We start from the raw sequence: 20,754 nt of genomic DNA, 5'->3' as shown, positions 1-20,754 counted from the left end.
TCTGGTGCCCGTGCGGGCGGTATATAGATACCACCGGGAAGGATGACGTTTATGTCAGGCCCCGATGGGCCTGACGGGAGATATCAGGCCGGATCGGTGCCCAGCACCACATTCAGTGCGCTGCGGGCATCGTCAAGCTGCACCAGGGTGGCATGGCGTGCGCCGAGGGCGTCGCGGTTCTCGATGGCGGTGAGGATCGCCTTGTGCCGTGGCATCGCCAGTTCATGCAGGTTGGGCCGTTGATTGGAGTGCTTGAGCGCTTCGGCGATGGCCACCGACAACATGTTGCACAGGTTGGCCAGCAGGTCGTTGTGGGTGGCGTCGGCGATCAGGCTGTGAAAGTCCAGGTCCGGTTGCAGCATGGCTTCGGGCGTCGGCGCCGCTTCCATGCGCTGGTAGGCCTCGCGGATCGCGGCAATATCGGCCTGCGTGGCGAACTGCGCGGCCAGGGCCGCAGCGGCCGGTTCGATGATGCTGCGCACGCTGGTCAGCACGTTGAAGAATTCATTCTGCGGACTGCTCTTCATCAGCCAATGCAGCACATCGGGGTCAAGCATGTGCCATTCCCGGCGCGGCTTGACCACCGTGCCGACACGGGGACGCGAATACACCAGGCCCTTGGCGACCAGCACACGAGTGGCTTCGCGCAGGACCGGACGGCTGACGGCATATTCTTCGCAGAGCAGCGCTTCGGCGGGCAATTTGTCGTCGGGCTTGAAGCGCCCGGAGACGATCTGCATCCCCAGTTCCTGGACGATGCGGGCGTGCATGCTTTTGCGGTCGGAGGGTTTACGGTAATCCATGGGACGCGATGCGTTCCTGTACGAAGAGATGCTGCGCATGATAGCAGGCGCGGCGATGGCGGGTCGCTAGTGCCTTCAATGCTGACGCCGGCCTACTGTGGGAGCGAGCTTGCTCGCTCCCACAGGGGTATGGCAGGGGTCAGTGGGAGTGGCGTGGTACTTCGGCGCCGCGGCAACCCACCAGGAAGTCGAAGTCACAACCCTGGTCGGCCTGCAACACGTGGTCGATGTACAGCTGGCGGTAGCCGCCTACCAGCAATTGCTGCGGTGGGGCGATGTCGGCCAGGCGGGCGGCGAGTTCGGCGTCCGGGATGTCCAGGTGCAGACGGCCGCTGGCGCAATCGAGTTCGATCCAGTCACCTTCCTTCACCGCCGCCAATGGCCCGCCGGCCGCGGCTTCCGGTGCCACGTGCAGCACCACGGTGCCGTAGGCGGTGCCGCTCATGCGCGCGTCGGAAATGCGCACCATGTCGGTCACGCCCTGGGCCAGCAGTTTGGCCGGCAAGCCCATGTTGCCCACTTCGGCCATGCCCGGATAACCCTTGGGCCCGCAGTTCTTCATCACCAGGATCGAATCGGCATCCACGTCCAGTTCCGGGTCATTGATCCGGGCCTTGTATTCATCGAAGTTCTCGAACACCACCGCGCGGCCGCGATGCTGCATCAGTTCGGGGGTCGCCGCGGAAGGCTTGAGCACCGCGCCCAGTGGCGCCAGGTTGCCGCGCAGCACGCAGATGCCGCCGTCGGCGCGGATCGGGTTGTCCAGGGTGCGGATGACTTCATCCTGGCCGTAGATCGGCGCGTCCTTGGTGTTCTCGCCGATGCTCTTGCCATTGACTGTCAGGGCGTCCGGGTTGGGAATCAGGTTGGCCTCGCCGAGACGGCGCAGCACCGCCGGCAGGCCGCCGGCGTAGTAGAACTCTTCCATCAGGAAGCGTCCGGAGGGTTGCAGGTCGACGATGGTGGGCATGCCGCGACCGATGCGAGTCCAGTCGTCCAGGTCCAGTTGCACGCCGATGCGCCCGGCGATGGCCTTGAGGTGGATCACCGCGTTGGTGGAACCGCCAATGGCGGCGTTGACCCGGATGGCGTTCTCGAACGCTTCCTTGGTCAGGATCTTCGAGAGCCTGAGGTCTTCGCGGACCATTTCCACGGCACGCATGCCGGACATATGGGCCAGCACATAGCGCCGTGCATCTACGGCCGGAATCGCGGCGTTGTGGGGCAGGGAGGTGCCGAGGGCCTCGGCCATGCAGGCCATGGTCGAGGCGGTGCCCATGGTGTTGCAGGTGCCGGCCGAGCGGGACATGCCGCCCTCGGCCGCAAGGAAGTCGTCGAGGGTGATGGTGCCGGCCTTGACCTGCTCGCTCAATTGCCAGACCACGGTGCCCGAACCGATGTCCTGGCCCTTGTGCTTGCCATTGAGCATCGGCCCGCCGGTGACGACGATGGCCGGTACGTCACAGCTGGCGGCCCCCATCAGCAAGGCCGGGGTGGTCTTGTCGCAACCGGTGAGCAGCACCACGCCGTCGATCGGGTTGCCGCGAATCGCCTCTTCCACGTCCATGCTCGCCAGGTTGCGGGTCAGCATGGCGGTGGGGCGCAGGTTCGATTCACCGTTGGAGAACACCGGGAATTCCACCGGGAAGCCCCCGGCCTCGATCACGCCGCGCTTGACGTGGTCGGCGATCTGCCGGAAGTGCGCGTTGCACGGCGTCAGCTCCGACCAGGTATTGCAGATGCCGATGATCGGCTTGCCGTGGAACTGATGGTCGGCGATGCCCTGATTTTTCATCCAGCTGCGGTACATGAAGCCGTTCTTGTCGGCGGTGCCAAACCATTGGGCCGAGCGCAGGGAGGGTTTCTTATCAGACATGATCGATTCTCTTATTGTATGACTATATTGTTCCAGCTTGAGCGTAACATAGGCTCAATTTGCCAGGTTTGGAAGTGTTGTTGGGTAAATAGTATTACTATATAGTCCAATTCAACGGAGGGATCGTCCTGGCGCCATGCGCCAGAGAAATCCCCCGAGGTTCCATAACAACAACAATCGGAGACCGGACCCATGAGCCAGGAACTGCGGCTTATCCGCCGCATCACGCTGAAACTGATTCCCTTCCTGATCCTGCTGTACCTGATCGCCTACGTGGACCGCTCTGCGGTGGGCTTCGCCAAGCTGCACATGGGCGCCGACATCGGCATCGGCGACGCGGCCTATGGTCTGGGGGCGGGGTTGTTCTTCATCGGCTATTTCCTGCTGGAAATCCCCAGCAACCTGATGCTGGAACGCTTCGGTGCCCGGCGCTGGTTCGCCCGGATCATGATCACCTGGGGCGCCATCACCATCGGCATGGCCTTCGTGCAGGGCCCCTACAGCTTCTATGTGATGCGCTTCCTGCTGGGAGCGGCCGAAGCCGGTTTCTTCCCCGGCGTGCTGTACTACATCACCCAGTGGTTCCCGGTGCGCCATCGCGGCAAGATCCTGGGCCTGTTCATTCTTTCCCAGCCCATCGCGATGATGATCACCGGTCCTGTATCCGGTGGTTTGCTGGGCATGGATGGCATCCTCGGCCTGCACGGCTGGCAGTGGTTGTTCATCGTCATCGGCCTGCCGGCGGTGCTGCTGACCTGGCCGGTGCTGCGCTACCTGCCTGATGGCCCGCAACAAGTGAAATGGATGGACCAGGCCGAAAAGGACTGGCTGACCGGCGAGCTGAAGAAGGACTTGCAGGAGTATGGCCAGACCCGTCACGGCAACCCGCTGCACGCCTTGAAGGATAAGCGTGTCCTGCTGCTGGCATTGTTCTACCTGCCGGTGACCCTGAGCATCTACGGCCTGGGCCTGTGGCTGCCGACCCTGATCAAGCAGTTTGGCGGCAGCGACCTGGTGACCGGTTTCGTGTCATCGGTGCCATACATCTTCGGCATCGTCGGCTTGCTGATCATCCCCCGCAGTTCTGATCGCCTGAACGATCGTTACGGTCATCTGGCCGTGCTTTATGTGCTGGGGGCCCTCGGCCTGTTCCTCAGTGCCTGGCTGTCGGTGCCGGTGCTGCAACTGGCGGCGCTGTGCCTGGTGGCGTTCGCGCTGTTCTCCTGCACGGCGGTGTTCTGGACCCTGCCGGGGCGTTTCTTTGCCGGCGCCAGTGCGGCAGCGGGCATCGCGCTGATCAACTCGGTGGGCAACCTGGGAGGCTATATCGGGCCGTTCGTGATCGGCGCGCTGAAGCAATACACCGGCAACCTGGCATCGGGGCTGTACTTCCTGTCCTGCGGGATGGTGTTCGGCCTGGTGTTGACCGGCGTGGTGTATCGGTTGCTGGAGCGCAAGCATGTACTGCCGGCCGATCAGTTCGCGGCCAGCGCCCGGGGGGCGACGCGTACCTAGACCACTGCACTTGACTGTGGGAGCGAGCCCGCTCGCTCCCACAGGGGGACTGCACCGAATTCAAGTTTTGCTTACAAGGAGAAAAGATATGCGTTTAGTTCAGTTCGAATTGAGTAATGGCGAACGCCGTGTCGGTGTGGTCGAGGGCGACCGGGTGCGGGAAGTGCAGGGCGCCAGCACGGTGCGCGACCTGGCCTTGGCGGCCATCGAGGCGGGTGTGAAGCTCGAGCGGCAGGTGGACAGCCTGGGCCTGGGCGCCAGCCATGACTACGCGCAATTGCTCGCTGAGCTGCGCATCCTGCCGCCGCTGGATCATCCGGATCCGGCGCACCTGCTGGTCAGCGGGACCGGCCTGACCCACCTGGGCAGCGCCTCGGCGCGGGACAAGATGCATCAGCAGGCCGGCGACGAATCAGCCATGACCGACACCATGCGCATCTTCAAGTGGGGCGTGGAGGGGGGCAAGCCCGCCGCGGGCCAGGCCGGCGTGCAACCGGAATGGTTCTACAAGGGCGACGGCAGCATCGTGGTCCGTCCGGGCCACCCGTTCCCGCTGCCACCGTTCGCTGAAGACGCCGGCGAAGAGCCGGAAATCAGCGGGCTGTATGTCATCGGCCACGACGGCAAGCCTTATCGCCTGGGCTTCGCCGTGGGCAACGAGTTCTCCGACCACGTCATGGAGCGCAAGAATTACCTGTACCTGGCCCACTCGAAATTGCGCAGTTGCAGTTTTGGCCCGGAACTTCGTCTGGGAGAACTGCCTCAACATCTGTCCGGGACCAGTCGTATCCTGCGCAACGGCGAAGTGCTGTGGCAGAACGAATTCCTCAGCGGCGAGGCCAACATGTGCCACAGCCTCGAAAACCTGGAGTTCCATCACTTCAAGTACAGTCAGTTCCTTCGCCCGGGGGACGTGCACGTACATTTCTTCGGCACCGCGACCCTGTCGTTCGCCGACGGTATCCGCACCCAGCCGGGGGATGTGTTCGAAATCAGCCAGGCTGAGTTCGGCGCGCCGCTGGTCAACGGGATCGCCCCGGTGGACGCGGTGTTCAACCCGGGTACTATCGGCACACTTTGAAAGGAGACTTGCGATGAACCAGATCCTTGGCCACAACTACATCGGCGGTGCGCGTAGCGCGGCCGGCCAGACTCGCCTGCAAAGCGTCGACGCCAGCACCGGCGAGGCGTTGCCCCATGACTTCATCCAGGCCACGGCAGAAGAAGTCGACGCCGCCGCCAAGGCCGCGGCTGCGGCTTATCCGGCCTATCGCAGCCTGAGCGCGGTGCGCCGGGCCGAGTTCCTGGAAGCCATCGCCGATGAACTGGATGCCCTGGGCGATGAGTTCGTGGCCGTGGTCTGCCGTGAAACCGCGTTGCCGGCGGCGCGGATCCAGGGCGAGCGCGGTCGCACCAGCGGCCAGATGCGCCTGTTCGCCAAGGTCCTGCGCCGCGGCGATTTCTACGGTGCGCGTATCGACCGCGCCTTGCCTGAACGCACGCCGTTGCCACGTCCGGACCTGCGTCAGTACCGCATCGGCCTGGGGCCGGTGGCGGTGTTCGGCGCCAGCAACTTTCCCCTGGCATTTTCCACGGCCGGTGGTGATACCGCGTCGGCCCTGGCCGCGGGTTGCCCGGTGGTGTTCAAGGCCCACAGTGGTCACATGGCGACGGCTGAGCACGTGGCCGATGCAATCATCCGCGCGGCGGAAAAAACCGCGATGCCGGCCGGTGTGTTCAACATGATCTACGGTGGTGGTGTCGGTGAGTGGTTGGTCAAGCACCCGGCGATCCAGGCCGTGGGCTTCACCGGTTCCCTCAGGGGCGGGCGTGCCCTGTGCGACATGGCGGCCGCGCGGCCCCAGCCGATACCGGTGTTCGCCGAGATGTCGAGCATCAACCCGGTGATCGTCCTGCCACAGGCCCTGGAAAGCCGCGCCGAGAGCATCGCCCGCGACCTGACCGCCTCGGTGGTGATGGGCTGCGGTCAGTTCTGCACCAATCCCGGCCTGGTGATCGGTATCCGCTCGCCGCAATTCACGGCGTTCACCCAGCAGGTGGCCGCCTTGATCGGCGACCAGGCGCCGCAAACCATGCTCAATGCCGGCACCTTGCAGAGCTATGGCAAGGGCTTGCAGAAGTTGCTGGCTCATCCGGGCATCGAACACCTGGCCGGACGCGAACAGCAGGGCAACCAGGCCCAGCCGCAGTTGTTCAAGGCGGATGCCCGCCTGTTGATCGACGGTGACGAGGCGTTGCAGGAAGAAGTGTTCGGGCCCACCACCGTGTTCGTCGAAGTGGCCGACCAGGGGCAGCTCAGCGCTGCGCTGAACGGCCTGCACGGTCAACTGACCGCCACGATGATCGGCGAGCCGGCGGATTTCGAACGGTTCAGCGAATTGACGCCGTTGCTGGAACAGAAGGTCGGTCGCATCTTGCTCAATGGTTATCCGACCGGTGTCGAGGTGTGTGATTCGATGGTCCACGGCGGGCCTTACCCGGCGACGTCCGATGCCCGGGGTACCTCGGTGGGCACCTTGGCGATCGATCGTTTCCTGCGCCCGGTGTGCTTCCAGAACTACCCTGACAGCCTGTTGCCGGAGCCGCTGAAGAATGCCAACCCGCTGGGGATCCTGCGGCTGGTGGATGGCGTGCCGGGGCGCGAGGCGCTCTGAGGAATGTGGTGGAGCAGTTGCATTGAGGTTTGATGGACTGCTGCCATCGCGAGCTAGCTCGCTCCCACCATCAGGATTCCAGTGAATACACATCCTGTGTTCACAAAAGATCCGGTGTGGGAGCGAGCTTGCTCGCGCGGGCCATTGTCCGGTCGACATTGCTTTTGAAGTGATGGCCCAAGGTCCACTGACACATTGGGTTATCATGGCTGCTTTCCCAACGACCGACTGATCACCATGACTGCCGTAACCGCCCCCCTGCTGCAAGCCCTCGATAAATGCGACATGCTGATCATCGATGGGCTGCACGCGTTCGATTTTTTCCTCGATGAGCAGGACCAGCTGCACGTCGAGTGCATGAACGGTCGCACGCTCGAGCATTGGCGTTTCACCGCGACGCAAATGCGGGCCGCGACCTTCGATCACGCCTCGAAGCACTGGATCATCAGCAGCGACTCGGGCGATCACCATCTGGAGTGCGTGCAAGCCACCAGCGGCCACGACGACGAGGATGACGAATATGAAGATGCGTAGTCTCTGGCCATTGCTGATGGCTAGCAGTGTTGGCGCCATGGGCGTCCAGGCGAGTACCGATGAGCGCCACTCGTTGCTGGTGGGTTCCTACACCGCGGGCCAGAGCCAGGGCATCTATCGGTTGCAGTTCGACAGCCGCACCGGCCAGCTCGATGCCAAGCCCCTGCAGGTGGTCAAGACAGACAACCCTTCCTGGCTGACCCTTTCGGCCGACATGACCCGCCTGTTCGTGGTCAACGAAAACGGGCCGGGCCAGAAGGATCCGGTGGGCAAGGTCAGCAGCTACGCCATCGACCCGGACAGCCATGCGCTGAGCCTGATCAACCAGGTGCAGTCCCTGGGCAACGAGCCGACCCATTCCAGCCTCAGCGGCGATGGCCGGCACCTGCTGGTCAGCAATTATTCGGTGGTGGAAGATCCGGGCGGCAGCCTGGCGGTATTGCCGGTGGGGGCGGACGGCAAGCTGTCGCCCGTCGTGCAGTTGAGCAGCCATCAGCCGAGCCGGGTCAACCCCGAGCGGCAGATGTCGGCCCATGTGCACGCGGCGGTGTCTTCGCCTGACGGCAAGTATGTGTTCGCCAATGACTTGGGGGCGGACAAGGTGTTCGTCTACCGCTACGACCCCAAGGCCAACCCCAAGTTGCCCCTGACTGCCGCCGACCCGGCGTTCGTGCAGCTGCCGCCCGGCAGCGGGCCGCGTCATCTGCTGTTCAGCGGTGATGGCAAGCACGCCTGGCTGACGATGGAAATGTCCGCGCAAGTGGCCGTGTTCGACTACCAGGACGGGCGCCTGACCCAGCGTCAACTGGTGGACCTGGCCGCCGGCAAGCCTCAGCCAGCGAAGGCCGCCGCGGCGCTGCATGCATCCAGGGACGGCAAGTTCCTGTACGTCAGCAATCGCGGCACCACCAACGAGTTGCTGGTGTTCGCCATCGACCCGGCGGCCGGCACGCTCAAGGAGCTGCAGCGGCGCTCCGTGGAAGGCGACCATCCACGGGAGTTCAGCCTCGACCCGAGCGGTAGATTCCTGCTGGTCGCCAATCAGAAGAGCAACCAGATCGTGGTGCTGGAGCGTGATCCAAAGACCGGCCTGCTGGGTAAAACCGTGCAGAAGGTGGCGATGGATGCACCGAGCGATTTGAAATTCATGCTGCGTCAATAGACCGAAGCCCCCGTGTTCCGGGGGCTGCGCCGTTGTATCAAGACGATTGATATCGGTTAGTGTTGCAAAGCATTTCAAGACCAGACGCCTCGGCGCGTAAGTTTGCTTCACGGCCCAACCGGGCAAGTCAGCCAACTGAATCCGAGGATACCGCCATGAACCTGAATCTTTTCTCCGTGATCGCCGCTTCCGCCATCTCTGCCACCGTGGCACTGCCTGCCAGCGCCAGCGTCGAGATCAGCAACAAGACGAATCGCACCCAGACCTACACCGAGAATACCTGCAACAGAGCGCCAATTTCTACGCCGCACTGGACCACAAGAGCCAACACTGAAATACCGCATCACCCCTGACGCCTGCGATCTTTTCATCTTTGAGGAAGAGAAAAGATCGCAGGCTTCATTCGTTTGCGAAATTCCCGCTGTAATATCATATGGCCATGTGTTTAAATTTGACGCTGACAAATTGACTCCTTAGCGGACAAGGATCGACACCATGGCAATGCGTCTGGCAGTAATGCTGCTTTTCCTCTATTCCACCCCGATTGTTTCCGCGGCCCAACCGGTCCCCGGCGAGCTGGAAGCCGCTCGGGAGCGACTACTGAGTTTCCTGCACGACTGACAGGGCAGTTGGCTATTTGGCCATGATGGCCACGAACAGCTCGGAATCGAGCAGCCGCTGCAACCAGCGCTGCAGGTTCGGGTAGGGCGCCTGGGCGAACCATTGGCGATCCACATGGGCGAACTGGCGCACGAAGGGCAACACTGCCACGTCCGCCAGGCTCTGGTGCTGCGCCGCCAGGAATGGCCGGGTTGCAAGCAGTGCCTCCAGGCGGCGCAGAAAGTCTTCACCTTCGCTGCGGTAATACTCCTTCGGGTATTCGGGGTAGCGTTCGGGGTATTTGTAGCGATTCAAGTGCAGCTTGAACACCTGGTCGTTTTCCTCGATCAACGCCGCGGTCAACCCCTGGCCGTCGGCATCGTCCCGTAGCCTCCAATCTTGCGGGTCGTGCCGGGCCAGGGCCCAGTTCACGATCTCAAGGCTTTCATCGATCACCCGGCCATCGACCTGCAGCACCGGCACCGTGCCTTTGCTGGAAAGGGCGAGCATCTCGGCGGGCTTGGCCTTCAGGCTGACCTCGACGATGTCCAGTTCGACAGCGCTGTAGCGCAAGGCCATGCGCGCTCGCATCGCATAAGGGCAGCGTCGAAACGAATAGAGCGTGGGGCGGCTCATTTTACCTCCACGGTGCTTAAGCCGTTGCCCTGGCGGCGAACCTGGATCTGCACCGGGATCCGCTCATGCATTTCCTGCACATGGGAGATCACCGCGACCTTGCGGCCCTGGGCTTGCAGGCCGTCCAGCGCATCCATCGCCAACTGCAGGGATTCAGGATCGAGGCTGCCAAACCCTTCATCGATGAACAGTGACTCGATTCTCAGCGTGCTGGAGGCCATGGAGGCCAGCCCCAGTGCCAACGCCAGTGAGACCAGGAAAGTTTCACCACCGGACAAGGAATGCACCGAGCGCAGTTCATCGCCCATTTCCGTATCCAGCACCAGCAGCCCGAGCATGCTGCCGCCGCGTTTGAGCCGGTAGCGGCGTGCCAGTTGCCGCAGTTGGACATTGGCGTGGTGCACCAGCAGGTCCAGGTTGTAGGCCTGGGCCAGTTTGCGGAAGCGGTCGCCGGTGGCCGAGCCGATCAGGGCATCCAGGCGTGCCCAGCGCTGATATTCGGCATAGGCCTGGTCGATCTGCAGGGCGAGGGCCTGGTTGGCGTCCTGCCGGCGCTGGTCCTGCGCCTGTTCGGCGCGTAGCTCGGCGCATTGCTGCTCGCTGGCGGCCAACTGCGTCTGCAGCTCGGCGAGGGCGTCGCTCAGGGCCTCGGGCGATGGATTGCCGTTGTGCTGGGCCTGATGGTTGTGCAGGCGCTGCTCGCGTTCGGCCAGCCGTACCCGGGCCTGTTCGACGGCCTTCTCGCCATGGAGCAATCGCTGGCGTAACGGGCCGACATGTTGTTCGTCCAGTTCGAGCAGGGCCTGCAGGGCTGCGTCGTCCAGTTCCGGATGGGAGGCGCGCCATTGGCCGATGCCAGCGGCCAGCGACTGAAGTTCTGCGTCCAGGGCCTGGGTCTGTTCCTGCCGGGCCTTGAGCTCGGCGGCCAGTTGCACCAGTTCGTTGCGCCGTTCATGCAGCTGCTGACTGGCCGCCGCCTCGGCGCTACGAGCCTGCTCCAGGGCCTGCTCGAGCCTTTGTTGCCACTGCTCGGCGCTGGCGTGTTCCCCCAGCAATTGCTTGAGTGCCTGCTGGCAGGCCTGCTGCTGTTCGGTCAGGGCCTGGAGTTGTTGCTGTGCCGCTTCCAGCTGCTGGGCCCGGGTCTGCTGACGGTCCTGTTCCTTCTCCAGGGCCTGCTGGCGCTGGAGCTGTTCGCCCAGTTCGTCGCGCTGCTGTTCCAACTGCTCCAGGCGCCGGGCGATCTGCTGGTCGAGCTGCATGAACGTCGCGGCGGGCTCGGTGCGCAGGGCTTGCAGGGTGTCGGCGGGCAACAACGCGCTGAAGTGGCTCAGTTCCTCATCCAGGCGCTGGCGATCACGGGTCAGCTCCTGTCGCTGGTGCTCCAGGTGCTGCGTGGCCTGCTGGCTGGCGGTTTCGGCGGCTCGCAGGTGTTGAGCCAGGCGCGCGGCGTCCTGTTGCAGGGTCAGCAGGGCGGCCTGGCGTTCTTCGTCCTGGGTGATGCGCAGGTTCAGCTGGCTGTTCTGCTGGGCGAGCCAGGCGTCGCGCCGGGGGGCGTCCTGGGCCGACAGTTGCGTGGCCAGTGGATGGGCTTGCAGGGTGGGGTTCAGCGCCTGTTGCTGGTCGGCCAGCTGTTCCTGCTGCTGCCTGAGTTCCTTGAGCTGGGCGATGACGCCGCTGTAGCGGGCCCGCAGGTCGATGACTTTCTCATTGAGTCGCTCGACGGCCTGGCGGGCGTTGGCTTCTTCGCTTTCGTCGTGGCGCCCGAGGCTTTGCAGCAGGGCTTCGGGCTGATGATAAGGATGCTCGACGCTGCCACATACCGGGCAGGGCTGGTCGTCCTGGAGTTGCGCGCGCAATTGCTCGACGCTCTCGCTTCGGGCCAGGCGCTGGCGCTCCAGCAGTTGGCGGGTGACAGTCAGGGTCTGCTCGGCCACCCCCAGCTCGGCCTTGGCTTCGCTGCCTTCGCGCACCAACCGGTCACGCTCCTGCAACGCCTGCTGCTGGCGTTGTTCCAGTTCGGCTGCGCGTTTGTCCAGGTCTTGCTGGAGCGCCCACAGGCGCGTCAGCTCCTCGAAGGCACGCTGTTGCTTGCGATTGTCCTGCAGCAGGGTGCCGAGCAACTGGATCTGTTCGGCCACCGCTTCGGGCTCGGCGCCGGCTTCCTTGTAGAGCACTTCCAGATCCTGCCGACGTGCCGCCAGGTCCTCGGCGGCACGGGCGGCGCTGTGTTCCAGGGTGGCGAGTTCGGCCTGGCCCTGGTTCAGGCGATTGCCGATCAGCATCAGTTGCTGAAGGCGATCGCGATAGGCATTCCAGGCGTCGCTGAGAGGCGCAAGGTGGCCGCTCTGCTCCAGCTCGATGGCGATGCGCTGCAGGCGTTCGGCTACCTGCCGTTGCTGTTGTTGCAGGGTCTCGATGGTGCGCTGGCCTTCGATGCAGGCCTGCTGGGCGTGTTGCTGGCGTTCGGCAGCCTGATTGACCTCGGTGGCGAGACGGGCAAGGGTGCTCTGTTCATCGAACGCCTGGCGCAACGACAGTGTGTTGTCGGTGCTCTGCTGTCGAGCCGCGACCAGCGCCAGTTGCGCCGCCTCCAGGCCTTTTTCCAGTTCCGCCCGTTGTTCGTTCAGCTCGATCTGTCGCTCGCTGAGTCGCTGGATCTGTGTCGCCAGGGGCGCCAGTTGTCGAGTCAGTTCGGCCTGACGGACAAACTGATGCCGCTGGGGCGCCAGGTGTTCCAGGCGGGTCAGCCTCAGGCGTTCGTCGGCCAGGGCGGTCCATTCGGCCTGGGCCTGTTGCAGCTGTTCGGCGGCGCTGGCGTGTTCGTCCTGCAACTGGTGCAGGTCCTTGAGCCAGGTGTGCTGCTGCTCCAGTTGCTTGAGTTGCGCCTGCTGGAGCCTGAGCTTCTGCTGGGCCAGGTTGAAACGCTCATCCAGCTCGGCCCGGGCCTGCGGCGCCAGGGGGGTGACGCCGCTGGCCTGGTCCTGCAGCTGCCTGTGGGATTCCTTGGCCTGCTTGGCCTTGTCGAAGGCACGACGGCCGAGGCGGGTATAGAGCGCGGTGTCGGTGAGCTTTTCCAGCAGCTCGCTGCGTTCGTTGTCATCGGCTTTGAGGAATGCGCTGAACTCGCTCTGGGCCAGCAACACGGCGCGGGTAAACTGTTCGAAGTTCAGGCCCAGGGCCGCTTCGAGCTGGGTCTTGTATTCGCCTTTCTGGCTCGCCAGCAGTTGATCGTTGTCCAGGTCCCGCAGGCTCTGGCGACTGGCTTGCAGTTTGCCGCCGGCTTTTTCCCGGGCGCGGTTGGCTTCCCAGCGGGCGCGGTAGCGACGCCCGTCGATGCCGCGAAAATCCACTTCGGCATAGCCGTCGCCGGTGCCGCGACGCAACAGCGTGCGCGGATCGCCGGTGGCGACTTCACCGTCGGCGTCCGGCACCTTGGCATCGCGGCCGGTGTGGCTGAGGCGCGGCACGGTACCGAACAGCGCCAGGCACAGGGCGTCGAGCAGGGTACTCTTGCCGGCGCCCGTGGGACCGGTGATGGCGAACAGGCCGGCGCTGGCCAGGGGTTCGGCGGTGAAGTCGATGTCGAAGGGCCCGGCCAGGGAGGCGAGGTTCTTCAGGCGGATCGCGAGGATCTTCATGCTTGCTCCTCCTGCGTCTGCACGTCTTGCAACAGCAGGGCAAAATCCTCGAGGGTCTGTTCATCCACTTCGTTGCCGTAGGTGTCCTGCCAGGCGCGGCTGAACAGTTCCTGGGGGCTGAGTTGATCCAGCTCGATCAGCGCCGTGTCGTCGATACGCCCGGCTCCTGCGCTGCCGGCGTACTCGGCGGCGATCCGCACCAGTCGCACGGCCTTGCCTTGCAGCGCGGTTTCCACCTGCTGGCGCAGGTCCGGCTGCGGTTCGTCGAGACGTACCCGCACCTCCAGCCAGGGCTGGCGCTGGATGTCGGCCAACAGGTCGATGTCAGGCAGGTCCTTGAGCTGTACCAGGATCTCGGCCAGGGGAGCCGGGCCCAGGCGTTGCAGGCTGACGGCGCGGGGGATCAGCCTCGGCTCGACCTTGACCAGGGTTTCGCCATCCAGGGTGATGTCGAGGATCTGATGCGAGTAGCCGATCTCGGAAAACGACAGCGGGATCGGCGAGCCGCTGTAGCGGATGCGCTCTTCGCCATTGACCTTCTGGGGCTTGTGCAGATGGCCGAGGGCGACGTAGCTGATGCTGGGACCGAACAGGCTGGCGGGCAGGGCTTCAGCGTTGCCGATGATCAGGCTGCGTTCCGAGTCTTCGGACACCGAACCGCCGGCCATGTGCGCATGGCTGACGGCAATCAGCGCCTGGCCTTTCTTGCGCTTGGCGTTGGCGGCCGCGATCAGCCATTCATGGACCTGGCCAATGCCCCGCAGGTAGTCGTCCCCCAGCTGCGCGCCGGTCACTTCCGCAGGCCGCAGGAAGGGCAGGGCCAGGCACCACGCCTTGATCTTGCCCTTGGCGTCGGGCAGGGGCAGCAGCAGGCGCTCGACGTCCAGCTGTCCATCGTCCAGCCACAGCACCCGGCCCAGGGCATGGGTACGCAGCCGCCGCATCAAGGGCGCGGGCAACTCGATCCGCGAGCCGGAATCATGGTTGCCGGCGATCATCACGATGGTCAGGTTGGCATTTTGCTCATGGGCACTGACGATGAAGTCGTACAGCCGTTCCTGGGCTTTGACCGGCGGATTCACGGTGTCGAAGATGTCGCCGGCGATCAGCAGCACGTCGGGTTTGTCGCAGGCCAGCTGGCGCAGCAGCCATTCAAGGAAACACGCGTGTTCGAAATCGCGTTCCTGGCCGTGCAGGTTTTGCCCCAGGTGCCAATCGGAGGTGTGGAACAGACGCAAGGCAAACTCCAGAAAACAGGTGATGGCCGCGGTGAAGAGAAGGGCGGCTAAAAGAAGCAGAGTTTACTGGGAAATGGGAAGCAGGACCTGCTCAACTTCGTTGGATGTACCGATCGAATCGGGAGCCAATTGCGTGGCGAGGGGATTTATCCCCTCGCCACAGGTGCTGTGCCTGGCTTGATTGCTCTGTATGGATGCGTGAGCTATTTAGGGTACAACGGCGGCAACCCTGTATCGCCAGCCGAATCTTGCGCGTTTTCGGTGGGCGGGATGGCGCGGATGGCGCGCCACAGGTCTTCGCCTTGCCAGTGCTGGCCGGTTTCGCTGTAGAGCGCACCATTGAGGCCGTCGAGGGCATCGGACAGCGGCACGAAGCGCGCCGCCATGTCGGCCAGGGTTTCCGGCTGCTGCCGGGCCCAGGCGTCCAGGGCCTGGCGGGTGGCGTGGGGGTCGTTGGCCAGGCAGGTGCGCTTGAGGTCGTCCAGCAGGGTGCGAGGGCTCGGCCCGGCCTGGGTGGCGCGAAGCACCGCCGGCTGCGAACGGGCCCGCCACCACAGGCCGAAGCCGAGCAGGGTGGTGCAGGCCAGGAGCAAAGTGCTCAACTGCCAGTACCACAGGGTTTCGCTGTCGACGGTGGTCACCACCTGTGGCGTGCCCGCCGGCGTATCCACCATCAGGCTGGGGTTGTTCGCCACCTGCAGGGTCCGCGCCGGAAGGCTGGTGCGATCCAGGTGGTTTTCCAGGGTGTTCCACCAGACCACTTCCACCGGCGGCAGTTCGATGGTGCCGCTGCGGTTGGGCACCAGCGCCTCGCGGTCTTCGCGGCTGCCCACCAGCCCCCGTTCGCTGCTGCGGCTGCTGAGCACCGGCTGGTCGGGATAGCGGCGCAGGCCATTGATTTCCGTGGCGGGCAGCGGTGGCAACTGGGAACTGGCCAGGCCCTCGGCTTCGAGGGTCAGGCTGCGGGTCAGGGAATCGCCTACCTGGCTGTGGGTCGGTTCCGGACTCCAGCTCTCGCTCAGGGAAAGGCTGCGGGCCGGTAGCCACGGTACGTCGGGGGGGTAGCTGGCGGGCTTGGGGTCGACGGTCAACGACAGTTGGGTCGAGCTGACCCGCATCAACTGGCCGGGCTTGGGGCCCGATGGCGCGGCCCCCTGGGCCACCGGTTCGACCAGGGTCGCGCTGAATGTCTGGGCCGGTATCGTCAGCTCGCCGCTGCGCTGGGGGTAGATGCCGTAACGCAGCTCGATCACGCCATGGCGCACGTCGTTGATGACTTTCTCATAGGTGCGCGATTCGCCCAGTTGCTCGGTGCGGGCATCGGGGATGTGCAGGGGCGTCAGGCTGCTGTCGTCGTACAGCGACACCGAATGGTAGATACGCAAGGTCAGGATCGCCTGGGCCTGCACGTACACGCGGTTCTGGTCGAGGCTGGCTTCGATGAACACCGGTGCCAGGGTGCCGGAGGCGTTGCGGGTTTCGCTTTCGATCACTTGCAGGGTGATCGGCTGGCTGCTCACTTCCCCCAGTTGCAGGGAAGGAATGACCACCGTGCCACTCTGGCGCGGCAGTAGCGTCACGATCCAGCGGGTGGTCGCGCGGTTTTCGCCGTCCAAGGTCGTCAGTTGGTTGACCTGGCGGGTGCCGCGCACGTCGAACAGCGCCTGGAGCGGCCCCAGGTCAGGCTTGCCGAACAGCGTGGCGTCGTTGGACTCCAGGGTCAGCTCCACCGTTTCCCCGGAGTTCAGGCGGCTGCGGTCGACGCTGGCGGTCAACTGCGCGGCCTGGGCCGCGCCGATCCAGAGCAGCAAGACAAGGAACTGGGCGGTGAAGCGGATCATGGGGTTTTTCCCTGGGCCTGGTGGCTTTGTTGTTCATACCAGAATTTGCGTCGCAGCAGTTCGCCCGGATTGTCCGGAATCTGGCGCAGCCATTGCTCCAGTGCCTGGCGCTGTTCTTCTTCGTTGCGTCCGGCGGCGGGGCGCAGTGGCGGAGTGGTGGTCTGTTCGTCGGGCAGCTCGCTTCCCGGTACGTCCTGGGCGCCGTCCGGTGCCGTCGGCGATGGCTGGGCTTCTTCCGGCGGTGTCGTTGCCTCGGCGGAGGACGATTGGGCCTGTGAAGACTGGGGCGGCGTATCGGCGCCGGGCGATTGTTCGGCGGGGTTCGATGCCTCGCTCTCGGCAGGCTCGGGTTCGTCCGGGGGCACTGTCTGTTCTTTCAACAGGCTCTGCACCAGAGCCTTGTTGGTCTGGGCGGGGCGCAGGTCCGGTTGCAGTTCCAGGGCTTGTTCATAAGCATCCAGCGCGGCTTCCAGTTCGCCGCTCCTGGCCAGCGCATTGCCGCGATTGTAATGGGCGCGGGCGTCGGAGCCCTCGGCAAAGCGCCGGGCGGCTTCGCTGTATTGCCCGGCCTCGTAGAGGGCGACGCCTTGCCACTGGCTGTCTTCGAAATGAGCGGCGGCCTCTGCCGGACGCTTTTGCTTGAGCAGATGCTGGCCCTGCTGGTCGGGACGCAGCCACAGGTCCTCGAATTCGAAGGCATGCCCGGTCTGCGGCAGCACGAACAGCAGCGGCAGGCAGAACAGCCAGCCCCGGCGTCCGGCACAGGCGGCCAGCAGCAACAGCGGCAGGAGCAGCCAGTAACCCTGGTCGGCCCAGGTGTCCAGGCGCAGGGTCTGGCCGTCCTGGCGCAGATGCCGTGGACCTTCCAGCAAACCAAGGCCTCGCAGGTCGCTGTCGTCCAGGCGCGCGGGACGGTAACGGCCGTCCAGCTCGTTGATGAAGGCCTTGAGGCTGGGGCTGTCCAGGCGCGGCACCAGGATCGCGCCTTGTGCATCCTTGAGGTAGCTGCCATCGCCCTGGGCCACCGGCGCGCCTTCGCGTGTCCCGATGCCCAGCATCAGCAAGCGGGTGGCGGAGCCGTCCAGGACCTGGCGGATACCCTGGCGTTCCTGCTCGTTCAGGGACGAACCGATCAGCAGGATCCGCCCATGGCCGAGCCCGCCCTGGTCCAGCAGGGCCATGGCCTTGTTGATGGCCAGATCGGCTCGATGCCCCCCTTGCGGCATGATCGAAGGGGCCAGGGCTTCGAGCAGGTTGGCGCTGGTGGCCAGATCGTCCGACAGCGGCACCAGGGTGTGGGCGCTGCCGGCGTAGACGACGATCGCGGTCTGGGCGTCGCTGCGGTTATGCAGCAGGTCCAGCAGCTTGCGCCGGGCCTGCTCCAGGCGAGTGGGCGGCACGTCGGTGGCGAGCATTTCCGGGGTCAGCTCCAGCACGACCACCAGCGGGTCGGCGGGCTTCTGGCTGGTCTGTTCGACCCGTGCCCAGCTGGGGCCGAGCAACGCCAGGACCATCAGCAGCCAGCCCAGGCCCAGGGCGATCCAGGGCAAGCGGCTTTCCCGACCGCTGCCGCCGCTGAGCAACACCGCGTGGAAGGCCGGCGGCAGGATCATCTGCCAGCGGCCCACCCGTTTCTGCCGATGCCACAGCTGCCAGAGCAACCACCCCAGCAGGGGCAGCACCAATACGAAAGCGGGGCGCAACCAGTGCGGCCACAGGCTGATCATCGGCGCCTCCGCAAGCGCAGGCGCTTGAGCCGTTGACGCCATTCGGCATGTTGGGCCGGCTGGAACAGCGGCTGGGTGAACAGACGCTGCAAGGGGTTGTCCGGCCAGCGCTCACGGACCACCAGCAGCATGCTCAGCAGCAAGGCTATGCCCAGGGGCCACTGGTACAACGCCTGGGCGGGGCGGGCCTGGGTCGGCTGCTGAATCACCGGTTCGAGTTGGTCGAGGGTGGTCTTGATCTCGAGCAGTTGCCCACCGTCCTGGGCCCGGAAATATCGACCACCCGTGGCCTGGGCGATCTCCTTGAGCGCCGGTTCGTCCAGGTCCAGGCTCGGGTTGACGCCGAGAAAGCCCGCCGTGCCGCTCTGCTCCGGGTCGGCGCCGATGCCGATGGGGTAGATTTTCACGCCCTCGTCGGCGGCCAGCCGGGCGGCGGTCAACGGGTCGATTTCGCCACCGTTGTTGGCACCGTCGGTGACCAGGATCAGCACGCGGCTGTGGGCCGGGCGCTGGCGCAGGCGCTTGAGGGCCAGGCCGATGGCGTCGCCGATGGCGGTGTTCTTGCCGGCGATGCCGATGCGCGCCTCATCGAGCCAGCGCCGGACGGTGTGGCGGTCAAAGGTCAAGGGTGCCTGCAGATAGGCCTGGCTTGCGAACAGGATCAGGCCGACCCGGTCGCCTTCGCGTTTTTCGAGAAAGTCCCCCAGCATGTGCTGGACCAGTGCCAGGCGACTGACTTCCTCGTCCTGCCAGCGCATGTCGGGGAAATCCATGGACCCGGAGACATCCACCGCCACCAGCAGGTCGCGACCGCTGGCGGCAATCGGCAATGGCTCGCCCAGCCACTGCGGGCGGGCGGCGGCGATCAGCAGGAGCAGCCAGAGCAGGATGAAGGGCGCCTGCTGGCGCCAGCTCGGCAGGCTGGCCCGGGCGCGACGACCGACAAGGCCTTCGAGGTCTTCCAGGAAGCTGACCTTGAGCACCGATTCGCCGCTGTCGGCCGGCGGCAGCACCAGGCGCATCAGCCAGGGCAGCGGCAACAGGGCGAAGATCCACGGCCAGGCGAACTCAAACATGCTTGCGAATCCAGATTTCGACGGCCTGGGTCAGGCCGGCGATGGCTTTGTCGTCCAGCTTGCATTCGGGTTTGTAGGCGCCTTCCACCAGCACCATCCAGCGGGTCAGGCCGGCGGCCGGACAGCGGTTATCCAGGAAGGCCAGCCATTTGCGCCCGTTGAGGGTATGGCTCTGGCTGTAGGGATAGTGGTTGCGGCACAGGCGCTTGAGCAGCCCGTTGAGCTGTTGCAGCCAGGCACCGGCCGGCGCGCCGTCATAGGGCTTGGGCAGTTGCGCGAGTTCGGCCAGGGCGGCCAGGCGCACCGGGTCCAGGGGCTGCTCGGCGCGGTCGGTGTTGCGCTTGGCCGGGATGAAGCGGCGCAACTGCCACAGGCCCAGGCCCAGCAGGGGCAACAGTACCAGCAGCAGCCACCAGCCTGGCGCGGGGGGCCAGAAACCGATAGGCGGTGGCGCTATCAGTGGCTGCAATTGATCGAGGCTACTCATCGTTTTTTCCCCGGTCGTCCGGGATTCAGGTATTCGCGCAACTGTTCGACCATGTCGCCCTGGGTGCTGAGGGGCATCATCAGGATGCGCAGCTTCTGCGCCAGCATTTCCCAGCGCCCCAGGCGTGCCTCGGCCTGGGCACGATAGGCCTGGCGCAGCTCCACGTTGAGCGTATCGAGCTCCAGCTGCGCGCCGCGCTGGGCAAAGCGCAACAGACCGGCCGCGGGCAGGGCATGATCCAATGGGTCGGACAGCGGCAGCAGCAGCAGATCGCAATGGCGCGACAGCAGGCTCAGTTGCTGTTCGGCGCTGTCGGACAGCGCACGTTCGTCGCAGATCACGATCGCCAGGCTGCCGGGGCGCAGCACTTCCCGGGCCCGACGCAAGGCGATGCCGAACGAGTCGCGATCCGGCTCGCCCTCGGTGTGCAGCGACTGGTTGACCCGCACCAGGCGGTTGAGCAGTTGCAGCAGGCTCTGTTTGCTGCGCCGGGGCTTGACCTCGTAATGGGTATTGTTGCCGAACACCAGGCCGCCGACCCGGTCGTTGTGCCCCAGCGCGGCCCAGCCGAACAGGCTGGCGGCCTGGGCGGCGAGCACCGACTTGAAGGTCAGCCCCGAGCCGAAGAACAGTCGATGGCTTTGCTCGATCATGATGAAGATCGGCCGCTCCCGCTCTTCGTGGAACAGCTTGGTGTGGGGTTCCTGGGTGCGAGCGGTCACGCGCCAGTCGATGGTGCGCACGTCGTCGCCGGCCTGATAGACCCGCACCTGGTCGAAATCCACCCCGCGCCCACGCAGCTTGGAGTGGTGCAGGCCGATCAGCGGGCTGCGTTGGCCAGGCGTGGAAAACAACTGCACTTCGCGCACGCGATGGCGCATCTCGATCAGCTCCGACAGGCTGACGCGGATGCCCGGTGCGGGCGCCAGTGGGCTATTCATGACTC

General features: G+C 65.0%; 17 protein-coding genes. 7 read left to right on the top strand and 10 right to left on the bottom strand.

What is annotated here, in order from left to right; translation table 11 throughout:
* Window positions 1-83: 83 nt before the first annotated feature.
* Both BT179_RS00210 and BT179_RS00205 read right to left on the bottom strand, forming a co-directional pair.
* Window positions 84-803, bottom strand: a complete 720-nt coding sequence (locus BT179_RS00210; protein WP_072398909.1) for a FadR/GntR family transcriptional regulator — start codon at window positions 801-803, stop codon at window positions 84-86.
* 139 nt (window positions 804-942) lie between these two features.
* On the bottom strand, window positions 943-2,679 hold the full coding sequence (locus BT179_RS00205) for an IlvD/Edd family dehydratase (RefSeq protein ID WP_072398910.1): 1,737 nt from the start codon (window positions 2,677-2,679) through the stop codon (window positions 943-945).
* A 192-nt stretch (window positions 2,680-2,871) separates the two neighbouring features.
* Here BT179_RS00205 and BT179_RS00200 point away from each other — a divergent pair, with 192 nt between their 5' ends.
* From BT179_RS00200 to BT179_RS26890, 7 genes are all read left to right on the top strand, one after another.
* Window positions 2,872-4,194 carry an MFS transporter gene (locus tag BT179_RS00200; protein WP_072430535.1) on the top strand — a complete coding sequence of 441 codons (1,323 nt, stop codon included), beginning with the start codon at window positions 2,872-2,874 and terminating at the stop codon, window positions 4,192-4,194.
* 88 nt (window positions 4,195-4,282) lie between these two features.
* On the top strand, window positions 4,283-5,275 hold the full coding sequence (gene araD1 / locus BT179_RS00195; protein ID WP_072398912.1) for an AraD1 family protein: 993 nt from the start codon (window positions 4,283-4,285) through the stop codon (window positions 5,273-5,275).
* 13 nt (window positions 5,276-5,288) lie between these two features.
* Window positions 5,289-6,869 carry an aldehyde dehydrogenase (NADP(+)) gene (locus BT179_RS00190; protein ID WP_072398913.1) on the top strand — a complete coding sequence of 527 codons (1,581 nt, stop codon included), beginning with the start codon at window positions 5,289-5,291 and terminating at the stop codon, window positions 6,867-6,869.
* 237 nt (window positions 6,870-7,106) lie between these two features.
* On the top strand, window positions 7,107-7,403 hold the full coding sequence (locus tag BT179_RS00185) for a DUF5629 family protein (RefSeq protein WP_072398948.1): 297 nt from the start codon (window positions 7,107-7,109) through the stop codon (window positions 7,401-7,403).
* The gene (locus tag BT179_RS00180) at window positions 7,390-8,565 is read left to right on the top strand and encodes a lactonase family protein (protein ID WP_072430536.1); all 1,176 of its coding nucleotides are present in this window, start codon (window positions 7,390-7,392) and stop codon (window positions 8,563-8,565) included. Before BT179_RS00185 ends, BT179_RS00180 begins: the two co-directional genes overlap by 14 nt.
* A 155-nt stretch (window positions 8,566-8,720) precedes the next feature.
* On the top strand, window positions 8,721-8,918 hold the full coding sequence (locus BT179_RS26670; RefSeq protein WP_177305074.1) for a hypothetical protein: 198 nt from the start codon (window positions 8,721-8,723) through the stop codon (window positions 8,916-8,918).
* Window positions 8,919-9,060: 142 nt separating this feature from the next.
* Window positions 9,061-9,186: a hypothetical protein gene (locus BT179_RS26890; protein ID WP_256327602.1), complete on the top strand. Its 126-nt coding sequence runs from the start codon at window positions 9,061-9,063 to the stop codon at window positions 9,184-9,186.
* 12 nt (window positions 9,187-9,198) lie between these two features.
* On the opposite strand, the gene BT179_RS00175 is transcribed toward BT179_RS26890, so the two are convergent.
* The 8 genes from BT179_RS00175 to BT179_RS00140 all read right to left on the bottom strand — a co-directional run bounded on the left by BT179_RS00175 (window position 9,199) and on the right by BT179_RS00140 (window position 20,749).
* Window positions 9,199-9,801: a glutathione S-transferase gene (locus BT179_RS00175; protein WP_072430537.1), complete on the bottom strand. Its 603-nt coding sequence runs from the start codon at window positions 9,799-9,801 to the stop codon at window positions 9,199-9,201.
* Window positions 9,798-13,439 (bottom strand): AAA family ATPase, encoded by a 3,642-nt coding sequence (locus tag BT179_RS00170; RefSeq protein WP_072430538.1) that lies wholly within the window; start codon window positions 13,437-13,439, stop codon window positions 9,798-9,800. Before BT179_RS00170 ends, BT179_RS00175 begins: the two co-directional genes overlap by 4 nt.
* Window positions 13,436-14,677, bottom strand: a complete 1,242-nt coding sequence (locus tag BT179_RS00165; RefSeq protein WP_072430539.1) for an exonuclease SbcCD subunit D C-terminal domain-containing protein — start codon at window positions 14,675-14,677, stop codon at window positions 13,436-13,438. The genes BT179_RS00170 and BT179_RS00165 overlap by 4 nt, the downstream gene beginning before the upstream one ends.
* A gap of 203 nt (window positions 14,678-14,880) precedes the next feature.
* Window positions 14,881-16,518, bottom strand: a complete 1,638-nt coding sequence (locus BT179_RS00160; protein WP_072398919.1) for a BatD family protein — start codon at window positions 16,516-16,518, stop codon at window positions 14,881-14,883.
* Window positions 16,515-18,245 carry a tetratricopeptide repeat protein gene (locus BT179_RS00155; protein WP_072430540.1) on the bottom strand — a complete coding sequence of 577 codons (1,731 nt, stop codon included), beginning with the start codon at window positions 18,243-18,245 and terminating at the stop codon, window positions 16,515-16,517. The genes BT179_RS00160 and BT179_RS00155 overlap by 4 nt, the downstream gene beginning before the upstream one ends.
* Window positions 18,242-19,321 (bottom strand): vWA domain-containing protein, encoded by a 1,080-nt coding sequence (locus tag BT179_RS00150; protein WP_072430541.1) that lies wholly within the window; start codon window positions 19,319-19,321, stop codon window positions 18,242-18,244. The genes BT179_RS00155 and BT179_RS00150 overlap by 4 nt, the downstream gene beginning before the upstream one ends.
* On the bottom strand, window positions 19,314-19,808 hold the full coding sequence (locus tag BT179_RS00145; RefSeq protein ID WP_072398922.1) for a DUF4381 domain-containing protein: 495 nt from the start codon (window positions 19,806-19,808) through the stop codon (window positions 19,314-19,316). The genes BT179_RS00150 and BT179_RS00145 overlap by 8 nt, the downstream gene beginning before the upstream one ends.
* A complete protein-coding gene (locus tag BT179_RS00140) occupies window positions 19,805-20,749 on the bottom strand; it encodes a DUF58 domain-containing protein (RefSeq protein ID WP_072398923.1) in 945 nt (314 codons plus the stop codon). The genes BT179_RS00145 and BT179_RS00140 overlap by 4 nt, the downstream gene beginning before the upstream one ends.
* Window positions 20,750-20,754: the final 5 nt, after the last annotated feature.

This window comes from Pseudomonas sp. NFACC43, assembly GCF_900119645.1.
Taxonomy (GTDB): Bacteria; Pseudomonadota; Gammaproteobacteria; order Pseudomonadales; family Pseudomonadaceae; genus Aquipseudomonas.
This window is presented reverse-complemented; position numbering and strand designations above follow the sequence as displayed.

Excerpts from the sequence above, each read along its gene's own strand:
- BT179_RS00210 (WP_072398909.1), bottom strand. The coding sequence starts at position 803 with ATGGATTACCGTAAACCCTCCGACCGCAAAAGCATGCACGCCCGCATC.
- BT179_RS00205 (WP_072398910.1), bottom strand. The coding sequence starts at position 2,679 with ATGTCTGATAAGAAACCCTCCCTGCGCTCGGCCCAATGGTTTGGCACC.
- BT179_RS00200 (WP_072430535.1), top strand. The coding sequence starts at position 2,872 with ATGAGCCAGGAACTGCGGCTTATCCGCCGCATCACGCTGAAACTGATT.
- araD1 (WP_072398912.1), top strand. The coding sequence starts at position 4,283 with ATGCGTTTAGTTCAGTTCGAATTGAGTAATGGCGAACGCCGTGTCGGT.
- BT179_RS00190 (WP_072398913.1), top strand. The coding sequence starts at position 5,289 with ATGAACCAGATCCTTGGCCACAACTACATCGGCGGTGCGCGTAGCGCG.
- BT179_RS00185 (WP_072398948.1), top strand. The coding sequence starts at position 7,107 with ATGACTGCCGTAACCGCCCCCCTGCTGCAAGCCCTCGATAAATGCGAC.
- BT179_RS00180 (WP_072430536.1), top strand. The coding sequence starts at position 7,390 with ATGAAGATGCGTAGTCTCTGGCCATTGCTGATGGCTAGCAGTGTTGGC.
- BT179_RS26670 (WP_177305074.1), top strand. The coding sequence starts at position 8,721 with ATGAACCTGAATCTTTTCTCCGTGATCGCCGCTTCCGCCATCTCTGCC.
- BT179_RS26890 (WP_256327602.1), top strand. The coding sequence starts at position 9,061 with ATGGCAATGCGTCTGGCAGTAATGCTGCTTTTCCTCTATTCCACCCCG.
- BT179_RS00175 (WP_072430537.1), bottom strand. The coding sequence starts at position 9,801 with ATGAGCCGCCCCACGCTCTATTCGTTTCGACGCTGCCCTTATGCGATG.
- BT179_RS00170 (WP_072430538.1), bottom strand. The coding sequence starts at position 13,439 with ATGAAGATCCTCGCGATCCGCCTGAAGAACCTCGCCTCCCTGGCCGGG.
- BT179_RS00160 (WP_072398919.1), bottom strand. The coding sequence starts at position 16,518 with ATGATCCGCTTCACCGCCCAGTTCCTTGTCTTGCTGCTCTGGATCGGC.
- BT179_RS00155 (WP_072430540.1), bottom strand. The coding sequence starts at position 18,245 with ATGATCAGCCTGTGGCCGCACTGGTTGCGCCCCGCTTTCGTATTGGTG.
- BT179_RS00150 (WP_072430541.1), bottom strand. The coding sequence starts at position 19,321 with ATGTTTGAGTTCGCCTGGCCGTGGATCTTCGCCCTGTTGCCGCTGCCC.
- BT179_RS00145 (WP_072398922.1), bottom strand. The coding sequence starts at position 19,808 with ATGAGTAGCCTCGATCAATTGCAGCCACTGATAGCGCCACCGCCTATC.
- BT179_RS00140 (WP_072398923.1), bottom strand. The coding sequence starts at position 20,749 with ATGAATAGCCCACTGGCGCCCGCACCGGGCATCCGCGTCAGCCTGTCG.